General features: G+C 72.8%; 15 protein-coding genes. 7 read left to right on the top strand and 8 right to left on the bottom strand.

All coding sequences use genetic code 11. From position 1 onward, the window contains the following. Nucleotide 1: 1 nt before the first annotated feature. From iolD to iolC, 3 genes are read right to left on the bottom strand one after another with little or no spacing between them, the layout of a single operon-like run. Nucleotides 2-1,879, bottom strand: coding sequence for a 3D-(3,5/4)-trihydroxycyclohexane-1,2-dione acylhydrolase (decyclizing) (gene iolD, locus OG861_RS20405; RefSeq protein WP_329195352.1), 1,878 nt, complete (start codon nucleotides 1,877-1,879; stop codon nucleotides 2-4). Then, nucleotides 1,876-2,712 (bottom strand): 5-deoxy-glucuronate isomerase, encoded by an 837-nt coding sequence (gene iolB / locus OG861_RS20400; RefSeq protein WP_443056509.1) that lies wholly within the window; start codon nucleotides 2,710-2,712, stop codon nucleotides 1,876-1,878. Before iolB ends, iolD begins: the two co-directional genes overlap by 4 nt. Beyond that, nucleotides 2,709-3,620 (bottom strand): 5-dehydro-2-deoxygluconokinase, encoded by a 912-nt coding sequence (gene iolC, locus OG861_RS20395; RefSeq protein WP_443056760.1) that lies wholly within the window; start codon nucleotides 3,618-3,620, stop codon nucleotides 2,709-2,711. Before iolC ends, iolB begins: the two co-directional genes overlap by 4 nt. Before the next feature lie 149 nt (nucleotides 3,621-3,769). Between iolC and OG861_RS20390 the strand changes: the two genes are divergently transcribed. The 5 genes from OG861_RS20390 (at nucleotide 3,770) to OG861_RS20370 (ending at nucleotide 8,963) form a co-directional block, all read left to right on the top strand. Then, on the top strand, nucleotides 3,770-4,723 hold the full coding sequence (locus OG861_RS20390; protein ID WP_329195354.1) for a sugar phosphate isomerase/epimerase family protein: 954 nt from the start codon (nucleotides 3,770-3,772) through the stop codon (nucleotides 4,721-4,723). A 28-nt stretch (nucleotides 4,724-4,751) separates the two neighbouring features. Then, nucleotides 4,752-5,765: a Gfo/Idh/MocA family protein gene (locus OG861_RS20385; protein ID WP_329195356.1), complete on the top strand. Its 1,014-nt coding sequence runs from the start codon at nucleotides 4,752-4,754 to the stop codon at nucleotides 5,763-5,765. A gap of 228 nt (nucleotides 5,766-5,993) precedes the next feature. Then, a complete protein-coding gene (locus OG861_RS20380; RefSeq protein WP_329195358.1) occupies nucleotides 5,994-6,194 on the top strand; it encodes a helix-turn-helix transcriptional regulator in 201 nt (66 codons plus the stop codon). 113 nt (nucleotides 6,195-6,307) lie between these two features. Continuing rightward, on the top strand, nucleotides 6,308-6,541 hold the full coding sequence (locus tag OG861_RS20375) for a heavy-metal-associated domain-containing protein (RefSeq protein ID WP_329195360.1): 234 nt from the start codon (nucleotides 6,308-6,310) through the stop codon (nucleotides 6,539-6,541). Between the two features lie 112 nt (nucleotides 6,542-6,653). Then, the gene (locus OG861_RS20370; RefSeq protein WP_330261833.1) at nucleotides 6,654-8,963 is read left to right on the top strand and encodes a heavy metal translocating P-type ATPase; all 2,310 of its coding nucleotides are present in this window, start codon (nucleotides 6,654-6,656) and stop codon (nucleotides 8,961-8,963) included. A 402-nt stretch (nucleotides 8,964-9,365) separates the two neighbouring features. Here OG861_RS20370 and OG861_RS20365 read toward each other — a convergent pair whose 3' ends face one another. From OG861_RS20365 to OG861_RS20355, 3 genes are all read right to left on the bottom strand, one after another. After that, the gene (locus OG861_RS20365) at nucleotides 9,366-10,655 is read right to left on the bottom strand and encodes a citrate synthase (protein WP_190182534.1); all 1,290 of its coding nucleotides are present in this window, start codon (nucleotides 10,653-10,655) and stop codon (nucleotides 9,366-9,368) included. Nucleotides 10,656-10,837: 182 nt separating this feature from the next. Next, nucleotides 10,838-13,081 (bottom strand): SF1B family DNA helicase RecD2, encoded by a 2,244-nt coding sequence (gene recD2, locus OG861_RS20360; protein ID WP_329195365.1) that lies wholly within the window; start codon nucleotides 13,079-13,081, stop codon nucleotides 10,838-10,840. A 260-nt stretch (nucleotides 13,082-13,341) separates the two neighbouring features. After that, nucleotides 13,342-14,274, bottom strand: coding sequence for an EamA family transporter (locus tag OG861_RS20355; protein ID WP_329195367.1), 933 nt, complete (start codon nucleotides 14,272-14,274; stop codon nucleotides 13,342-13,344). Between the two features lie 105 nt (nucleotides 14,275-14,379). On the opposite strand from OG861_RS20355, the gene OG861_RS20350 reads away from it, so the two are divergent. Together OG861_RS20350 and OG861_RS20345 are read left to right on the top strand one after the other, a co-directional pair. Further along, a complete protein-coding gene (locus OG861_RS20350; protein ID WP_330261832.1) occupies nucleotides 14,380-15,366 on the top strand; it encodes a LysR family transcriptional regulator in 987 nt (328 codons plus the stop codon). A gap of 10 nt (nucleotides 15,367-15,376) precedes the next feature. Further along, nucleotides 15,377-17,242, top strand: a complete 1,866-nt coding sequence (locus tag OG861_RS20345; RefSeq protein ID WP_329195370.1) for a glycoside hydrolase family 3 protein — start codon at nucleotides 15,377-15,379, stop codon at nucleotides 17,240-17,242. 38 nt (nucleotides 17,243-17,280) lie between these two features. Here OG861_RS20345 and OG861_RS20340 read toward each other — a convergent pair whose 3' ends face one another. Next, the gene (locus OG861_RS20340) at nucleotides 17,281-18,735 is read right to left on the bottom strand and encodes a S28 family serine protease (protein WP_329195371.1); all 1,455 of its coding nucleotides are present in this window, start codon (nucleotides 18,733-18,735) and stop codon (nucleotides 17,281-17,283) included. 90 nt (nucleotides 18,736-18,825) lie between these two features. Then, the gene (locus OG861_RS20335; protein ID WP_329195374.1) at nucleotides 18,826-19,299 is read right to left on the bottom strand and encodes a hypothetical protein; all 474 of its coding nucleotides are present in this window, start codon (nucleotides 19,297-19,299) and stop codon (nucleotides 18,826-18,828) included. Between the last annotated feature and the right edge of the window lie 2 nt (nucleotides 19,300-19,301).

Here is a 19,301-nt window from a genome sequence, read left to right as displayed (position 1 = left end):
TTCACAGATGGCGACGTCGCTGCGCGGCTTGCCGGTCGTACTCTTCGCGGGCCGAGGCCGCCGCCGCACGGGTCGCGGTCTCGGCCACGGGAACATCCCACCACGCCTGTGCCGGGGGTGGGCCCGACACTGTGTCGGGTGTTCGGGTCCGCGTGTAGACACATGTGGGACGGTCCGACGCCCGCGCCTCCACCAGGGCTTTTCGCAGGTCACGGACGGTCTCGGCGCGGAGGACGGCCATCCCGAGGGAGGCCGCGTTCGCCGCGAGGTCCACCGGGAGCGGCGCGCCGGTGTACGCCCCGTCGGCCGCCCGGAAGCGGTACGCCGTCCCGAAACCCTCGCCGCCCACCGCCCCCGACAGGCCGCCGATCGAGGCGTAGCCGTGGTTGTCGAGGAGGACGACCTTGAGCGGGACGCCCTCCTGTACGGCGGTGACGATCTCGGTGGGGTTCATCAGGTAGGTGCCGTCGCCGACCAGCGCCCACACGGGCCGTCCGGGCGCGGCCAGCGCCGTCCCGATGGCAGCGGGGATCTCGTAGCCCATGCAGGAGTAGCCGTACTCGACGTGGTACTGGTCGGCGGACCGGGGGCGCCACAGCTTGTGGAGGTCGCCGGGCAGCGAGCCGGCCGCGTTGATCAGGATGTCGGAAGCGTCGACGATGCCGTCGAGCAGGCCGAGCACCTGCGCCTGCGTCGGGGCGGCGTCCTCGTCGGGACTCGCGAAGGCCTGCTCGACCAGCCGTTCCCAGCCGCGCTTGCCCTCTTCGTACGTCGCCTCGTACGCGGGGTCCACGCGGTACCCCGCGACCGCGACCCGGAGTTCTTCCAGGCCCACCCGCGCATCGCAGACCACCGGCCGGGCGGCGAGCTTGTGGGCGTCGTACGGGTCGAGGTTCAGCCCCAGGAAGCGGACGGCCGGGTTCTGGAACAGGGTCGCGGAGGCGGTGGTGAAGTCGGTCAGCCGGGTACCCGCCGCGATCACGAGGTCGGCGTCGCGGGCGAGGGCGTCGGCTGTGGCCGTGCCGGTGTGTCCGATGCCGCCCACCTCGGCGGGGTGCCCGAACGGGAGCGCGCCCTTGCCCGCCTGGGTGACCGCGACCGGGATCCCGGTGGCCCCCGCGAACTCCGCGAGGGCGGCCTGGGCGGCGCTGTGCCGGATGCCGCCCCCGGCGATGATCAGGGGGCGCGCACAGGACCGTACCGCTTCGGCGGCGGCGGCCAGTTCGTCCCGGTCGGGCCAGGGCCGGCGCACCCGCCACACCCGTTCGGCGAAGAACTCCTCGGGCCACTCGTGGGCCTCGGCCTGTACGTCCTGCGGGAGCGCGAGCGTCACCGCACCGGTCTGGACGGGATCGGTCAGCACCCGCACCGCCTGGAGGGCGGCGGGGATCAGCGCCTCCGGGCGGGTGACCCGGTCGAAGAAGCGGGACACGGGCCGCAGGGTGTCGTTGACGGAGACGTCGCCGGCGTAGGGCACCTCCAGCTGCTGGAGCACCGGATCGGCGGGCCGGGTGGCGAAGGTGTCCCCCGGAAGCAGCAGCACCGGCAGCCGGTTGACCGTCGCGAGGGCGGCCCCGGTGACGAGGTTGGTCGCGCCGGGCCCGATGGAGGTGGTCACGGCGTGCGCCGACAGCCGCCCCGACTGGCGGGCGTACCCGACGGCCGCGTGGACCATGGCCTGCTCGTTGCGCCCCTGGAGGAAGGGCATCTCCTGCGGGCCGCTCTCCAGCAGTGCCTGCCCGATCCCGGCGACGTTGCCGTGCCCGAAGATCCCCCAGGTCGCGGCGACCAGCCGCCGACGGCTGCCGTCGCGCTCGGTGTACTGGCGGGCGAGGAAGCGTACGAGGGCCTGCGCCACGGTGAGCCTGATCGTGGTCATGGGCGGTGGTCCTCCGCTCGGTAGAAGGGCAGCCGGGGGTCGACCTCCGCGCCGGCCCAGGTGGACCGGATCCAGCCGTGGTCGGGATGGTCGCGGATCAGCCACTCCCGCGGGCCTTCGGGGCCGGCCATCACGTTGAGGTAGTACATGTCGTGCCCGGGGGTGGCGATGGACGGCCCGTGCCAGCCGTCCGGGATGAGCACGGCGTCCCCGGTCCTCACCTCGGTGAGGATGTCGGTCTTCCCGGCCGGGGAGGGGGTGACACGCTGGTAGCCGCAGCCGGGCGTGCCCTCGTGCGGGGCGATCTCGAAGTAGTAGATCTCCTCCAGCCGGGACTCCTCACCGGGGCGGTGCTCGTCGTGCTTGTGCGGCGGGTACGAGGACCAGTTGCCGCCCGGGGTCAGCACCTCGACCGCGATGAGCCGGTCGCACGCGAAGGCGTCGGCGGCGGCGAAGTTGTTGACCTGGCGGGAGCACTGCCCGGCGCCGCGCAGCTCGACCGGTACCCGTTCCGCCGGCCCGTACCGGGCCGGCAGCGCCCGCTCGCAGCGTGCCCCGGCGAGCGCGAACCGGCCCCCGCCCGGAGAGGTGATCGAGGCGCGGCCGTCGCGCGGGAGGTAGGCGAAATCGGTCACCGAAGCGAACACGCCCTCGCGGCCCCGGAGTTCGATCACCTGCGGATCGGGGGCACGGCAGGTGACGGCGCAGGCGCCCGCCAGCGGCAGGACGATCCACTCGTGGTCGCCGCAGGAGTGCTCGTGACTCTCGCCGGGGGCGAGGTCCAGGACCCGCAGGGCCGTGGAGGCCATCGTGTGGGAGGCGGTCACCGTCACCGTTCCAGCACCTCCTCGACCTCCTTCGCGTACGGCATCGCCGTCGAACAGGCCAGGCGGGAGGCGACGATCGCACCCGCCGCGTTGGCGAAGCGCAGCACGCGCGCCGTGTCCCAGCCGGCGAGCAGCCCGTGGCACAGCGCGCCGCCGAAGGCGTCGCCCGCGCCGAGGCCGTTGACGACCTCCACCGGCACCGGCGGCACCTCGACCGCCGTCCCGTCGCGGTGGACGGCGAGGACACCGGCCGGGCCGCGTTTGACGACGGCCAGATCCACCCCGGCGTCCAGCAGGGCCCGCGCCGCCGCGTACGGCTCCCGCTCGCCCGTGGCGATCGCGCACTCCTCGGCGTTGCCCACGGCGACGGTGGCGTGCGCGAGCGCCCGCTCGTACCAGCGCTCCGGCGCCTCGTCCCACAGCATGGGCCGCCAGTCGAGGTCGAAGACGGTGGTCCCGGACTTCGAGCGGGCTTCGAGCGCGGCCAGGGTGGCGCTCCGGCTCGGCTCCGCGCTCAGACCCGTACCCGTCATCCAGAACACCCGGGCGGCCCGCACCGCGTCGGCGTCGATCTCATCGGCGGCGATCTCCAGATCGGGTGCCTTGGGGAAGCGGTAGAAATACAGCGGGAAGTCGTCCGGCGGGAAGATCTCGCAGAAGGTGACGGGCGTCGGGTAGGCGGCCACCTCGCGCACCCACCGGTCGTCGACGCCGAAGGCCCGCAGCTCCGCGCGCAGGTACGCGCCGAAGGGGTCGGCTCCGGTCCGGGTGATCACGGCCACGCGCCGGCCGAGGCGGGCCGCCGCCACCGCGACGTTCGTCGGGGAGCCGCCGAGGAACTTGCCGAAGGTATCCGCTTCGGCGAGCGGTACGCCGGTTCTCAGCGGGTAGAGATCCACACCGATGCGCCCCATCGTGATCAGGTCGAACACGTCCCCGTCCCCGGTGGTCCGCGCCGCGTCGGACGCGTCCCCGTCCCCGCTGTCCGGTGCCACTGCTCCCACTTCCTCTCCCACTGCTCTTCCCCGTCCCCTTTCGAGCCTCGCACCCTAAGGTGGCCGCCATGACGTCCTCGCCGTCCTCCGCTCCCCCGCCTTCCACTCCCCCGTCCTCCCCACCCGCGCTGACCCGTATCCGCATCGGTTCGGCTCCGGACTCGTGGGGTGTCTGGTTTCCCGACGATCCCCGCCAGACGCCCTGGGAGCGCTTCCTGGACGAGGTCGCGGACGCCGGGTACGAGTGGATCGAGCTCGGTCCGTACGGCTACCTGCCCACCGATGCGGACCGCCTCGCCGACGAGACCGGCAAGCGCGGCCTGCGCGTGTCCGCGGGCACCGTCTTCACCGGACTCCATCACGGGCCGGGCGTGTGGGAGCAGACCTGGGAGCACGTGTCGCGGATCGCGGAACTCACCCGGGCCATGGGCGCGGCGCACCTCGTGGTCATCCCCTCGTTCTGGCGCGACGACAAGACCGGCGAGGTGCTGGAGGACCGGACCCTCACCGCGTCGGGCTGGCGAGAACTGACCACGCAGACCGAGCGGCTGGGCCGGGAGGTGCGCGAGCGGTACGGGCTGCGGATCGTGGTCCACCCGCACGCGGACACCCACATCGACACCCCGGAGAACGTCGCCCGCTTCCTCGACGCCACCGACCCGGACCTGGTCTCGCTCTGCCTGGACACCGGGCACTACGCGTACTGCGGCGGGGACAGCGTCCGGGCCGTCGAGACCTTCGGCGAGCGGATCGGCTACCTGCACCTCAAGCAGGTGGACCCGCGGATCCTGGCCGAAGTCGTCGCCGGGCAGGTGCCGTTCGGGCCGGCCGTGGCACGCGGGGTGATGTGCGAGCCGCCGTCGGGGGTACCCGCGCTGGAGCCCGTACTGGCCGCCGCGCAGGCGCTCGGCGTGGACCTGTTCGCCATCGTCGAGCAGGACATGTACCCGTGCCCGCCGGACCGGCCGCTGCCGATCGCCCGCCGGACCCGTTCCTACCTGCGCTCCTGCGGCGCCCGCTGACCAGTCGACACCCGAGGGGGACTTCCACATGACCAGCACGCTCGGCATCGCCGTCATCGGAGCCGGCAGGATGGGCGCCGACCACGTCCGGCGGATCGGCCGGACGGTCGGCGGGGCGCGGGTGGTGGCCGTGGCGGATCCGGACGGCGACCGCGCCAAGGAGGCCGTGGCGGGCCTGGACGGCGTGAGCGCGCACAGCGACGCCGCGGCGGCGATCGCCGCGCCCGGGGTGGACGCCGTCCTGGTGGCCTCGCCCGGGGCCGCCCACGAGGAGGCGCTCCTGCACGCCCTCGCACGGGAGCTGCCGGTGTTGTGCGAGAAGCCGCTGACCCCGGATCCGGCGGGGGCCCTGCGGGTGCTGGAGGCGGAGCGCAGGCTCGGCCGCAGGCTGGTCCAGGTGGGCTTCATGCGGCGCTTCGACGCCGAGTACGAGCGGCTGAAAGAGCTGCTGGACGAGGGAGGGATCGGGCGGCCGCTGTTCCTGCACTGCCGTCACCGCAACGCGTCCTCCCCCTCCTTCTTCACCGGCGACATGCTGATCAGCGATTCCGTGGTGCACGAGGTCGACGCCGCCCGCTGGCTGCTGGGGCAGGAGATCACCGCGGTGACGGTCCTGTCCCCCACCCCTTCCGCCGCTGCGCCCGAGGGGCTGGGCGATCCCCGTTTCGTAGTGCTGGAGACCTCGGGCGGGGCCATCGTCGACGTGGAGATCTTCGTCAACTGCGGTTTCGGCTACCAGGTGCAGTGCGAGGCGGTCGGCGAGTCGGGCAGCGCCCGGATCGGGGACGCCCGGGCGATGGTCGTGCAGTCGGGGGGCCGGTGGGGCGGGGAGATCGCCCAGGACTTCCTCGTCCGGTTCGCCGATGCCTACGACCGCCAGGTGCGGCGGTGGGTGGCGGCGGCCGCGCGGGGGCGGATCGACGGACCCGACGTGTGGGACGGCTACGCGGCCGCAGCCGTCTCCGAGGCGGGGCTGGCCGCCGCGCGCAGCGGGGCCCGCACGCCCGTGGAGCTGGTGGAACGGCCCGCGCTCTACCGCTGAGGCCCGCCGACCGGCGTGCACGGCATGCCACTTCCGTCACGGAAGTCGCTGCCGTGTCACGCATGTCCGCGTTACGCGGGTCTTGCGTCACAGACAGTCGACAGGCGCTGCCCTCAGGTCACCGCGGGTCGTTCCCCGGGCACAACCCGAGTGATCGTCCGTCCACGCCCCGGCTCCCCCGACGGCCTCCCGGCCGGCCCCAGCGGCGTGGACAAGGAGGTGCCGTTCATGAGCGACCGACAGCTGTGGTCGTACAAGGAGATCGCCGCCCACATTCGCGTCCAGCCGGATACGGTGCGCTCCTACCGCAAGCACGGACTGCTGCCGGCTCCCGACCACGTGGAGCACGGGAAGCCCTATTGGTACGACGATACGATCCGCGCCTGGGTGGCCCGGCGCCCGGGGAACCGGGCCCGCCGCGACGCCTGAACCGGGTTCGGCCCTCGTCATACCCCCTGGGGGTACACTTGGGGGGAATCGGGGAGGATGGTGTGAAGACGCCACCGGCCCGCGACCGACCCGCCCCCGCAGAGGAGAACGACATGAGCGCCGAGACGGACACGCAGACCACCACCGTCTACCGGGTGACCGGCATGACCTGCGGGCACTGCGAGGGCGCGGTGACCGCCGAGATCTCGGCGCTGGCGGGCGTGAGCTCCGTCAAGGCCGTCGCCGCGACCGGCGAGGTCACCGTGGTCTCCGCCGCCCCGCTCCAGGACGACGACGTGCGCGCCGCCGTGGACGAGGCCGGGTACGAGCTGGCGGGCCGGGCCTGAGGCCCGTAGGACAGCCGAAGGACCCGCCGGGTCGTACGGGGGCCGCCCTTGCGGGCCGCGTACGGCCCGGCCTTTCCCTTGAAGCCGGAGACGAGCCGGAGATGAGCCGGAAATGAGCGGCAACGCAGTGCACGAAGGACCGGTGGCGGTGGCCGGCGCCGCGGAAGTCGAGCTGGTCATCGGCGGGATGACGTGCGCCTCCTGCGCCGCCCGCATCGAGAAGAAGCTGAACCGGATGGACGGGGTCAGCGCCACGGTGAACTACGCCACCGAGAAGGCGAAGGTCTCGTACTCGGGTGACGTGCGGGTGGCCGACCTGATCGCGACGGTCGTCAAGACCGGCTACACCGCCGAGCAGCCCCCGCCGCCCCCGCCACCGCCCGTACCGGAGCCCGCCGCCGGCGCCGGTACGGACACCGCCGCCGCCGCCGCCGCGACGGCCGCCTTCCCGGCCGACCCGGAGCTCGCCGCGCTACGCCAACGGCTGCTGGTCAGCGCCGTACTGGCGCTGCCGGTCGTGGTGCTGGCCATGGTCCCGGCCCTCCAGTTCGACAACTGGCAGTGGCTGTCGCTGACCCTGGCCGCGCCCGTCGCCGTGTGGGGCGCACTGCCCTTCCACCGGGCCGCCTGGACCAACGTGAAGCACGGCGCGGCCACCATGGACACCCTGGTCTCGCTGGGCACGCTCGCCGCGTTCGGCTGGTCACTGTGGGCGCTGTTCTTCGGCCACGCCGGCATGACCGGGATGAGGCACGACTTCGCCCTCACCGCCTCCACGACGGGCGACGCCCTGTACCTGGAGGTCGCCTCCGGCGTCGTCACTTTCATCCTGCTGGGCCGCTACCTGGAGGCCCGCTCCAAGCGGAAGGCGGGCGCGGCCCTCAAGGCGCTGCTGGAGCTGGGCGCCAAGGACGTCGCCGTCCTGCGCGCCGGCCGCGAGGTGCGGATCCCGGTGGGCGCGCTGGCCGTCGGGGACCGGTTCGTGGTCCGGCCCGGCGAGAAGATCGCCACCGACGGCACGGTGGCCGAGGGCAGCTCCGCCGTGGACGTCTCCTTGCTGACCGGGGAGTCCGTCCCGCTCGACGTGGGCGTCGGCGACGCCGTGACCGGAGCGACCGTCAACACGTCCGGGCGGCTGGCCGTCGAGGCGACCCGGGTCGGCGCGGACACCCAGCTGGCCCGGATCGCACGGCTGGTCGAGGAGGCGCAGAACGGCAAGGCCCGGGTGCAGCGCCTCGCCGACCGGATCTCCGCCGTCTTCGTGCCCGTCGTCCTGCTGCTCTCCGTCGGGACCTGGGTGACCTGGCTGCTGATCACCGACGACCCGACGGCGGCGTTCACCGCCGCGGTGGCCGTCCTGATCATCGCCTGCCCCTGCGCCCTGGGACTGGCCACGCCGACCGCGCTGATGGTCGGCACCGGCCGGGGCGCCCAGCTCGGCATCCTGATCAAGGGACCGGAGGTGCTGGAGTCGACCCGCCGGGTGGACACCGTCGTCCTGGACAAGACCGGCACCGTCACCACCGGCAGGATGACCCTGTCGGGGGTGCACCCCGCCCCGGGCGTGGACGCGTCGGAGCTGCTGCGCCTGGCCGGTTCCCTGGAGCACGCCTCCGAGCACCCCATCGCCCGGGCCGTCGCGGTGGGCGCCGCCGAGCGGGTGGGGGCCCTGCCGGTCCCCGAGGCCTTCGAGAACCTCGCCGGGCTGGGCGTACGGGGCGTGGTGGAGGGGCGCTCCGTCGTGGTGGGCCGGGAGCGACTGCTGGCGGAGCGGGGCGTCGCGGCCGCGCCGGCCGCCCTGGCGGGAGCCAAGGCGGCCGCCGAGGCCGCGGGGGGCACGGCGGTACTGGTGGCCTGGGACGGGGAGGTGCGCGGGGTGCTGGGCGTGGCCGACGCGGTGAAGGGGACCAGCGCCGAGGCGGTCGCGCGGCTGCGGGCGCTCGGCCTCACGCCGGTGCTGCTGACCGGCGACAACCGGGCCGCGGCCGAGGCGGTGGCCCGCGAGGTGGGCATCGACGAGGTGATCGCCGAGGTGCTTCCGCAGGAGAAGGTGGAGGTCGTACGCCGCCTGCAGGGCGAGGGTCGTACGGTCGCCATGGTCGGGGACGGTGTCAACGACGCGGCCGCCCTCGCCCAGGCGGACCTGGGCCTGGCGCTGGGCACCGGCACGGACGCGGCCATCGAGGCGGGCGACCTGACGCTGGTGCGGGGCGACCTGCGGGTGGCGGCGGACGCGATCCGGCTCTCCCGCCGGACCCTGGCCACGATCAAGGGCAACCTCTTCTGGGCCTTCGGGTACAACCTGGCCGCGTTGCCGCTCGCGGCCTCCGGCCTGCTCAACCCGATGATCGCCGGTGCGGCGATGGCCTTTTCTTCGGTGTTCGTGGTGACCAACAGCCTGCGGTTGCGGTCCTTCCGCTAGAGGATCCCCTTCGCACCGCACGCACAACTCCTTCACAGGAGACGCAGATCACAGTGATTCGAACGTAACCATCGGGCTGATGCCCGGGTCTAATGGGGTGATGCCAGGAACGTCTTGGGGGACGTTCGCGGGAGGTCTTGGGGGACGTCCCGGGCATCAGCCGGCCGGGACACGTGCACCCCGGGGAGCTTTGAGCGGCCCTCCCGACCCGTGCGGGTCCCGGCAAAAACCCCGTTGGAGTGCATCAGGACCGCACTCCTCGCCGACACCCCGGCTCGGGTCCCGTGGGGGGAATCCGTTCCGGGGAAAGGAAAGCGCCCCGACCGTCGACCCGTGGGGGGATCGACGGCGGGGCGCTTTTCGTGTGCGCGCGGGCCCTTGCGGGTCCGGGAGAGCCTCGGGTCAGCGGGCCTCGACCGGGACGAAGTCGCGCAGGACCTCGCCGGTGTAGATCTGGCGCGGTCGGCCGATGCGGGAGCCGGGCTCCTTGATCATCTCGTGCCACTGGGCGATCCAGCCGGGAAGGCGGCCGAGCGCGAAGAGCACGGTGAACATCTCGGTCGGGAAGCCCATGGCCCGGTAGATGAGACCGGTGTAGAAGTCCACGTTCGGGTAGAGGTTGCGCGAGACGAAGTACTCGTCGGCCAGCGCGTGCTCTTCCAGCTTGAGCGCGATGTCGAGCAGCTCGTCGCTCTTGCCGAGCGCCGAGAGGACGTCGTGGGCCGCCGCCTTGATGATCTTCGCCCGGGGGTCGAAGCTCTTGTAGACGCGGTGCCCGAAGCCCATGAGGCGGACGCCGTCTTCCTTGTTCTTCACCTTGCGGATGAAGGCGTCGACGTCACCGCCGTCGTTCTTGATGCCTTCCAGCATCTCCAGCACCGACTGGTTGGCGCCACCGTGCAGGGGGCCCCACAGGGCCGAGATGCCGGCGGAGATCGAGGCGAACATGTTCGCCTGCGAGGAGCCGACCAGACGCACGGTGGAGGTCGAGCAGTTCTGCTCGTGGTCCGCGTGCAGGATCAGCAGCTTGTCGAGCGCGGAGACCACGACCGGGTCCAGGTCGTACTCCTGGGCCGGCACGGAGAAGGTCATGCGCAGGAAGTTCTCGACGTAGCCGAGGTCGTTGCGCGGGTAGACCACCGGGTGGCCGACGGACTTCTTGTACGCGTACGCCGCGATCGTCGGGAGCTTGGCCAGCAGCCGGATCGTCGAGAGGTGGCGCTGCTTCTCGTCGAAGGGGTTGTGGCTGTCCTGGTAGAACGTCGACAGCGCGCTGACCACGGAGGACAGCATCGCCATCGGGTGCGCGTCACGCGGGAAGCCGTCGTAGAACCGCTTGACGTCCTCGTGCAGCAGCGTGTGCTGGGTGATCTCGTTGCGGAACGACGCGAGCTGGTCGACGGTCGGCAGCTCCCCGTTGATCAGCAGGTAGGCGACCTCGATGAAGGTCGAACGCTCGGCCAGCTGCTCGATCGGGTATCCGCGGTAGCGCAGGATCCCCTGCTCGCCGTCGAGGTAGGTAATCGCGGACTTGTAGGCGGCGGTGTTGCCGTAGCCGCTGTCCAAGGTGACGAGCCCGGTCTGGGCCCGCAGCTTCGAGATGTCGAAGCCCTGGTCACCGACGGTGCTGTCGACCACCGGGTAGGTGTATTCACCGTCCGCGTACCGGAGTACTACAGAGTTGTCGCTCACGTCATCCCTCACCGACGTAGTGCCTCTTCTTCGAGGTGCCCTGACTGCCTCTACCTTCCCCCATTTGGCGCAGGAGAGTGCACTCGGGGTCGGCCTTTGGTGCTTTCGACGGCACTGAGTGCCGCCAACCTGAACATCCTGCCCCCTGGGCGCACCAGGCGGAACCCAAAATGATCGATCATTTAGGTGATGTTTCCCACCGGTATCCGGCCGGACAGTCTGGGGGCGACCGCCGTGTACCTCCTGCCTGCGGAAACGGTACGCACCGCCTGGCCGAGCGCCCTGCGTGACCCGACCAGAACGACCAGTTTCTTCGCCCTGGTCACGGCCGTGTAGAGCAGGTTCCGCTGGAGCATCATCCAGGCGCCGGTCGTGACGGGGATCACGACGGCCGGGTATTCGCTGCCCTGGGACCGGTGGATGGTGACGGCGTACGCGTGGGCCAGCTCATCGAGCTCGGAGAACTCGTAGGCGACCTCCTCGTCCTCCTCCGTCCGCACCGTCAGCCGCTGTTCGTCCAGGTCAAGGCCGGTGACCACGCCGACCGTGCCGTTGAAGACACCGTTGGCGCCCTTCTCGTAGTTGTTCCGGATCTGGGTCACCTTGTCACCCACCCGGAAGACCCGGCCGCCGAACCGCTTCTCGGGCAGGCCGGGCCGGGCGGGGGTGACCGCCTGCTGGAGCAGGCCGTTGAGGTTGCCCGCTCCGGCGGGGCCCCGGTGCATCGGCGCGAGCACCTGGATGTCACGGCGCGGATCCAGGCCGAATCTGGCCGGAATTCGCCGTGCGGCCACGTCCACGGCGAGCCGGCCGGCCTCCTCGGTGTCCTCCTCGGGGAAGAGGAAGAAGTCCGGCAGCCCGTCGGTGATGGGCGGCACCCCGGTGTTGATCCGGTGGGCGTTGGTGACCACGCCCGACTGCTGTGCCTGGCGGAAGATCCTGGTCAGCCGCACGGCGGGCACCGGCCCGTCCTCGGCGAGCAGGTCCCGCAGCACCTCGCCCGCGCCCACCGACGGCAGCTGGTCCACGTCCCCCACCAGGAGCAGGTGCGCGCCCGGGGCCACCGCCTTCACCAGTTTGTTCGCGAGCAGCAGATCGAGCATCGAGGCTTCGTCCACCACGACGAGATCCGCTTCCAAGGGCCGCTCCCGGTCGTAGGCCGCGTCCCCGCCCGGTTTGAGCTCCAGCAGCCGGTGCACGGTGGAGGCGTCGGCCCCGGTCAGCTCCGAGAGCCGCTTCGCGGCCCGGCCGGTGGGCGCTGCCAGCACCACCTTGGCCTTCTTGGCCCGGGCGAGTTCCACGATCGAGCGCACGGTGAAGGACTTGCCGCAGCCGGGGCCGCCGGTGAGGACGGCGACCCGGCGGGTGAGGGCCAGCCGGACGGCGTCCCGCTGCTCCGGGGCGAGCTTGGCCCCGGTGCGGCCGGCCAGCCAGTCGAGCGCCTTGTCCCAGTCCACGTCCTGGAAGCCGGGCATCCGGTCCTCCTCGGCGTTCAGCAGCCGCCGGACCTGGCCGACCAGCGACAGCTCGGCCCGGTGGAAGGGGACCAGGTACACGGCGGTGAGCGGTGGGCCGCCCTGTGGATCGGGCACGGCCTCGCGGACCACCCCTTCCGGGTCGGCGGCCAGCTCGGCCAGGCACTCGATGACCAGACCGGTGTCCACCTGGAGCAGCTTGACCCCGTCGGCGATCAGGCGTTCCTCCGGGAGGAAGCAGTGGCCCTGGTCGGTGGACTGGGACAGGGCGTACTGGAGCCCGGCCTTGACCCGTTCCGGACTGTCGTGCGGGATCCCGACGGCCTGGGCGATGCGGTCGGCGGTGAGGAAGCCGATGCCCCAGACGTCGGCGGCGAGCCGGTAGGGCTGGTTGCGGACCACGGAGATGGAGGCGTCCCCGTACTTCTTGTAGATGCGGACCGCGATGGAGGTGGAGACGCCGACGCCCTGGAGGAAGACCATGACCTCCTTGATGGCCTTCTGCTCCTCCCAGGCGGCGCCGATCAGCTTGGTCCGCTTGGGTCCGAGGCCGGGGACCTCGATCAGCCGCTCCGGTTCGTCCTCGATCACATCGAGGGTGTCGGTGCCGAAGTGGTCGACGATGCGCTCGGCGATCTTCGGGCCGATGCCCTTGATGAGGCCGGAGCCGAGGTAGCGCCGGATGCCCTGGATGGTGGCGGGCAGGATGGTGGAGTAGTTCTCGACGCTGAACTGCTTGCCGTACTGGGGGTGGGAGCCCCAGCGGCCCTCCATGCGCAGCGACTCGCCGGGCTGCGCGCCGAGCAGGGACCCGACGACGGTCAGCAGGTCGCCGGCGCCCCGGCCGGTGTCGACCCGGGCGACGGTGTAGCCGCTCTCCTCGTTGGCGTAGGTGATGCGTTCCAGCACCCCCTCCACCACGGCAAGTTGCACTGCCCCGTTGCTCGTCATGCCAAGAAAGTACCGGCCGCCGCCGACAGGCCGCCGCGCCTGTGGACAAACCGAAGGGGGTCCGGCCTTCCGGCCGGACCCCCTCACGGTTACCCCTCCCGTGCCGGACTTCCCGATCCCCCCAGATCCCCTCCCGGAAGCGCCGACGCTCCTTACGACCCGCCTGCGCCGCCGGCGGTTGCACCCGGGGGCAGGTCTTTACTCCACCATTACTCAAGGGCGGTGTGCTGCACGAAGACGACGGCGTGCCGCACGAACCGTCAGGGGGCGGGGGCGGGAGCGGCGGCGGTCGCCGCGGGCGGGGCCGCCGGGCCGGCCGCCGTCGTACGGGGCTTCACGCGCCCGGGGGCCAGCGAGGTCAGGCCCACCCCGCCGACGAGCAGGGCGGCGGCCAGCCAGCGCATGCCCGAGACGCCCTCGCCGAGCACCAGCGCGGCCGACGACATGCCGAACACGGGAACCAGCAGCGAGAACGGGGCCACCGCGGAGGCCGGGTAGCGGCGCAGCAGGTAGCCCCAGGCGCCGAAGCCGAACACCGTCGAGATCCAGGCGACGTACCCGATGACGGCCACCCCCGACCAGTCCAGGGCGCGCAGCGCCGCCGCGTCCCGCCCGGGGCCCTCCAGCAGCAGCGACAGCCCGATCAGCGGCAGCACCGGGACCGTGCACACCCACACCATGAAGTTCAGCGCGTCGGGTGGGGCGGCCCTGCGGGTCAGCACGTTGGACACGCCCCAGCAGGCGGCGGCCGCCACGACGAGCGGGAAACCGGCGACCGGCCCGGAGGTGCCCTCGTCCACGGCGGCGACCGCGATCCCGGCGAGCGCCACGCCCATGCCGAGCACCCGCACCGCCCCGGGCCGCTCGCGCAGGACGAGCGAGGCGAGCACGGCGGTGAAGACGGCCTGGATCTGCAGGACGAGGGAGGACAGACCGGCGGGCATCCCGGCGGCCATTCCCGTGAACAACAGGCCGAACTTGGCGATGCCGAGGGCCACTCCGACGCCGACGACCCACTTCCAGGCCACCTTGGGCCTGCCGACGAAGAACACGGCGGGCAAGGCGGCCACCAGGAACCGCAGGGCGGACAGGAGCAGCGGCGGGAAGTGGCCGAGGCCGATCTCGATGACGACGAAGTTGAAACCCCAGACGGCGGTGACGAGCACGGCGAGCGCGGTGTGTACAGGACGCATGCACCGAGCATCGACGGCCGGACCATGTAGCACCAGCGCGGATCTCTTCCGCGATGGATGAAGCAATGCTTACGTGTCGGGGCCACCCGGGGCTACCATCGCGGCATGCTCGACCTGTCCCGGCTGCGCGCCCTGCACGCCGTCTCCGTCCACGGTTCCGTCGCGGGCGCGGCGGCCGCCCTCGGCTACACCCCCTCGGCCGTCTCGCAGCAGATCGCCAAGCTGGAGCGCGAGACCCGCACCACGCTGCTGGAGCGGCGCGGGCGGGGGGTCGCCCTCACCGAGGAGGCCCGCCACCTCGCCGACACCGCACGGGAGTTGCTGGCGATCGTGGAGCGGGCCGAGACGACGCTGGAGGAGCGGCGCGGGCAGCCGAGCGGGCTGCTGGCCGTGGCCGCCTTCGCCTCGGCGGCGCGCGGGCTGCTGCCCGGCGTTCTGGCCGAACTGGCCGCCCGGCACCCGGCACTGGACGTGCGCCTGACGGAGGTGGACCCGCACCTGTCGGTGGACCTCGTGGCGCGCGGGGTCACCGACCTGGCGGTGGCGCACGACTGGGACATCGCCCCGCTCCCGGCCCCCGAGGGCATCGAGCAGGCGGTGATCGGGGACGACCACTGCGACCTGGTCGTCCCGGCCGGGCACCCGTTCACCGCCCGCCCCGTGATCCGCCGGGCGGACCTGGGCGGCGAGCGGTGGGTGTGCCAGCCCCCGGGCTGGGTCTGCCACGACTGGCTGGTGCGGACCCTGCGCACGGCGGGGTTCGAGCCCGACATCGCGCACGTCGCCGAGGAGAACCACACCGTCGTCGCCCTGGTCGCGGCGGGGCTCGGGGTCGCGGTCGTACCGCGCCTGGGCACGGGCCCTCTGCCCGAGGGGGCGGTGGCCGTACCGCTGGAACCGGGGCCGGTCCGGCGGCTGTACGCGCTGTGGCGGGTGGGCGCGGCCCGCCGCCCGGCCATCACCGCGGCCGTGCGCACCCTCCGGGCGCACTGGACGGCCCGGGCCGATGCTGCCGCCGCCACTGCTCCCGAAGGGCCACTTCCGGGGGACGCCGAGAGTGTCCGCAGCCCCGGGGACGCAGCCCGGCAGTAGGGTCCGGCGCGTGCCGAACCACGCCTCCCGCAGGACCCTGCTCACCGCGGCCGCCCTGGCTGCCGTCACGGCCACCGCACCGGTCTCCTCCGCCTCGGACGTCCGCAGCGCCCCGGAGGGCGCCTCCGCCTCCGACGGCGCCCCCGACGACCCGCACCCCCCGGACTCCGGGCCCGGCGGCCGGCCGGGGCGCTACCCGGACCGGGCGGAGCTGCGCCGGCTGATGGAGGGGATGAGCCTCGCCGAGAAGGTCGGGCAGCTGTTCGTGTCCCGGGCGTACGGGCATTCCGCGAGCGAGCCCGACGCGGCGGACGCGGAGGTGAACCTCGCGCAGTTCGGGGTGCGCACCGCCGCCGAACTCGTCGCCCGCTACCACCTGGGCGGGGTCATCTACTTCGCGTGGGCCCACAACACCCGTGGCCCGCAGCAGATCGCCGCCCTCTCGCAGGGCCTCCAGCAGGCGGCGACCGGCTCGGGCGCCGGCATCCCGCTGCTGCTGTCCACGGACCAGGAGCACGGCGCGGTCGCCCGCATCGGCAAGCCCGCGACCCTGCTGCCGGGGGCGATGGCGCTCGGCGCCGCCCACCGCGGCACGGGTTCCACCGCCGAGGCCCGGCGGGCCGCGCGGATCGCCGGTGCGGAACTGGCCGCCATGGGCATCCGGCAGGACTACGCGCCGGTCGCCGACGTGAACGTGAACCCGGCCAACCCGGTGATCGGCGTACGGTCCTTCGGCGCCGACCCGGAGGCGGTGGCGGCGCTGGTCGCCGCCCAGGTCCGCGGGTACCAGGGCGCGGGGGTGGCCGCCACCGCCAAGCACTTCCCCGGACACGGCGACACCGAGACCGACAGCCACGTGGGACTCCCCGTGATGCGGCACACCCGTGCCCAGTGGGAGGAGCTGGACGAGCCGCCGTTCCGGGCGGCCGTCGCGGCGGGCGTGGACGCGGTCATGACGGCGCACATCGTCTTCCCCGCGCTCGATCCCTCCGGGGACCCGGCGACCCTCTCACGGCCCATCGTGACGGGCATCCTGCGCGAACGCCTGGGCTTCGCGGGGGTGGTGGTCACCGACGCGCTGGACATGGCCGGCGTCCGCCAGAAGTACGGCAACGACCGGGTACCCGTCCTGGCCCTCAAGGCGGGCTGCGACCAGCTGCTGAACCCGCCGGACCTGGCGCTGGCGTACCGGAGCGTGCTGGCGGCCGTGGAGTCGGGCGAGCTGACCGTGGCCCGGATCGAGGAATCGGTGCTGCGGATCCTGGAACTCAAGGCGCGCCGGGGCCTGTTCGCCGCCGCCGCCACCGCCGGGCCGGAGCCGGCGGACGTGGTGGGGGTGTCCGGGCACCTGGCGGCCGCCGACGAGATCGCGGCCGGTACGACGACCCTGCTGGCCAACCCCGCGAAGGTGTTGCCGCTGGACGCCGCGGCCGCGCCCCGGGTGCTGGTGACGGGCGCCGCCCCGCCCTCCCCCAGCGGTACCACCGGACCCCCTACGGAGGTACTGGCGCGGGAGCTGACGGCCCTGGGCTGCCGGGCCTCGGCCGTGGCGGCCGAGGGGGCGGTGGCGGCGGCGCCCGGCCACGCGGCGGTGGTGGTGTGCACGTACAACGTCCCCGAGGGCGACAGCCCGCAGCGGAAGCTGGTGGCGGACCTGCTGGCCACCGGAGTGCCGGTGGTGGCGGTCGCGATCCGCAACCCCTACGACGGCGCCCGCCTGCCGGAGTGCGCCGCGGAACTGGCGACGTACTCCTGGACGGACGTGGAGATGCGGGCGGCGGCCCGGATGATCACCGGTGCGCGGCGGCCCGTGGGCCGCCTCCCGGTCGCGGTGCCGGGACGCTACCCGCTGGGCCACGGGCTGACGTACGACTGAGCGCGCACGCCGGGCCCGCGGCCCCTGTCACCCGGGAGCTACGGGCGCAGCTGCGCCTCGCGCGGGAGGTCCTGCCGGTCGAGCTGCGGGTCCGGCTTCGCCAGCGGCGTCGCCCGCCCCGCGTCGGTGAGGGCGGCGGCCGGCGCCACCCCGGCCCACTGGAGGATCCTCGCGGTCGCGAGGGCCCGCTCGCCGTCCTGGAGCTTGGCGACGTTCGCCCCGTGGTTGGCGCCCGGCGCGATCATCACGTAGCTGTCCTTGACCCCGTAGCCGAGGTGGAACGGTTCTGCGCCCCACGGGTCGTTCTGCCCGTACACGAACAGCATCCGGTCGGCGTGCGTGCGCACCCAGGCGTCGACGTCCGCCATGACCCCCGGCTTGAAGGTCATCGGGATGTCGCGCGGCACGAAGTCGCGCGGCGGCTGGTAGCCGTAGCGGCTCAGCCCCTTGAGGTGCGGCTGCTTGATGTCGGGCGAACCGAGCTGCGTACCCGCCTGGTAGTAGTAGGGCGTGTACGTCTCCAGGCCCTGGTCGGTGTAGGCCGAGAAGCCGGAGATGGTGTCGACGGTGTCCCAGATCTCCTGGTCGGAGGCGGTGGCCGCGACCGGGATGCCGGCGCAGTCCGCGAGCAGGCTGTACTGCCAGAAGGCCCAGGTGTAGTCGAGCACCACGGCCTCGTAGGCCTTGTCGAGGGTGCCGACGGTGGTGAAGGTCCAGCCGTTCTCGGCGGCGGCGGCCGCGTACTTGGCCTCCAGCGGCTCGCGGCGGACGAGCGCCTCGCGCTGGACGGCGTTCAGCTTGTCGCGGCACTCCTTGGTGCCGACCTTGGCGAGGAACCGGTCGTAGGCCGAGTCCTCCTTGTTGTTGACGTCGTTCGGCGCGACGTAGGCGACGACGCCGTCCATGTCGCGCGGGTAGAAGCGCTCGTAGTACGTCGCCGTCATGCCGCCCTTGCTGCCGCCGGTGGCGATCCAGTTCTTGCTGTAGATCTTCTTGAGGGCGGTGAACAGGCGGTGCTGGTCACTGGCGGCCTGCCAGATGTCCAAGTCCGACCAGTTGGCGGGGTCGGGCCGGGAAGGCGTGAAGAATCGATACTCCAGAGACACCTGGTTGCCGTCGACGATGGTCGTCGGCTCGCTGCGGCGCGGGCTGGTGTTGACGTTGTAACCGGAGGTGTAGAAGACCGTGGGCCGCGAGGTGTCCTTGTGCAGCAGGGTCAGGCGCTGCTTGAAGGTCCCCTTCGAGGGCTGACGGTGGTCGACCGGCTGCTCGTAGGCGAGCACGAAGAAGCGGTATCCGGGATACGGCTTCTCCTCGATCAGGCTCATCCCCGGGATGCCGAGGATCTGGTCCTTGATGTCCGCGGCGGCGGCCGGCCGTGCGGCGGTGGCCGCTGGTTCCGTGGCTTCGGCCGCTTGTGCCGTGGCGCCGGCCGCACCCGTGGTGCCGATGAGCACCACGAGCGACAGCAGCCATCCGAGCGTCTTGCGCATTCGCCCTCCCCTTGCGTTCACTTCGGTCGCCGTGAACCTAGCGGGGCCAACGCGCCTCTGAACAGACCAAGTTGGGCCGCGGGGAAGTCGTCAGCACAGGATCCAGCCGGAATCGGCCGATCCGGCCGCTACGTTCCCCCTTACATACACGCAGCGGCTGATCGCGCCGACGGTGACGGGGCCCGCGTAACGGGTGAAGCGCCCCGCATCGGCGACCGGGACACCGCCACGCGGCTGAACGCTCACCGCCATCCGGCGGCGCTCGCCCGGGTGGGAGGCGAGGGTCACGGCGCACACCCGGGCGCGGCTCTTGTACACGCGGAGCTCGCCCTCGCCGGACGGGAACGGCACCACCTTGGCCAGCCGGCCCGTGCAGCGGTCGCCGTCGGTGGCGGCGGCGGCCCGCGCCGGGGGCGCGGTGAACAGCGCGCCCCCGACGAGCCACAGCGCCGCCGCGAACACCCCCGGGGTGAGCGGCCGCGGCCGGCGGGGCGCCGGCCGCCCCGGCTTCACCCCCCGCTTGCGCCCCGCCCCCGGTCCCCGCCCGCACCCCTGCGCCACCATCC

The sequence above is a fragment of the Streptomyces sp. NBC_00539 genome, from assembly GCF_036346105.1.
In the GTDB taxonomy this organism is placed as follows: Bacteria; Actinomycetota; Actinomycetes; order Streptomycetales; family Streptomycetaceae; genus Streptomyces.
Note: the sequence above shows the minus strand (reverse complement) of the source record. Positions and strands in the feature narration are given on the sequence as shown.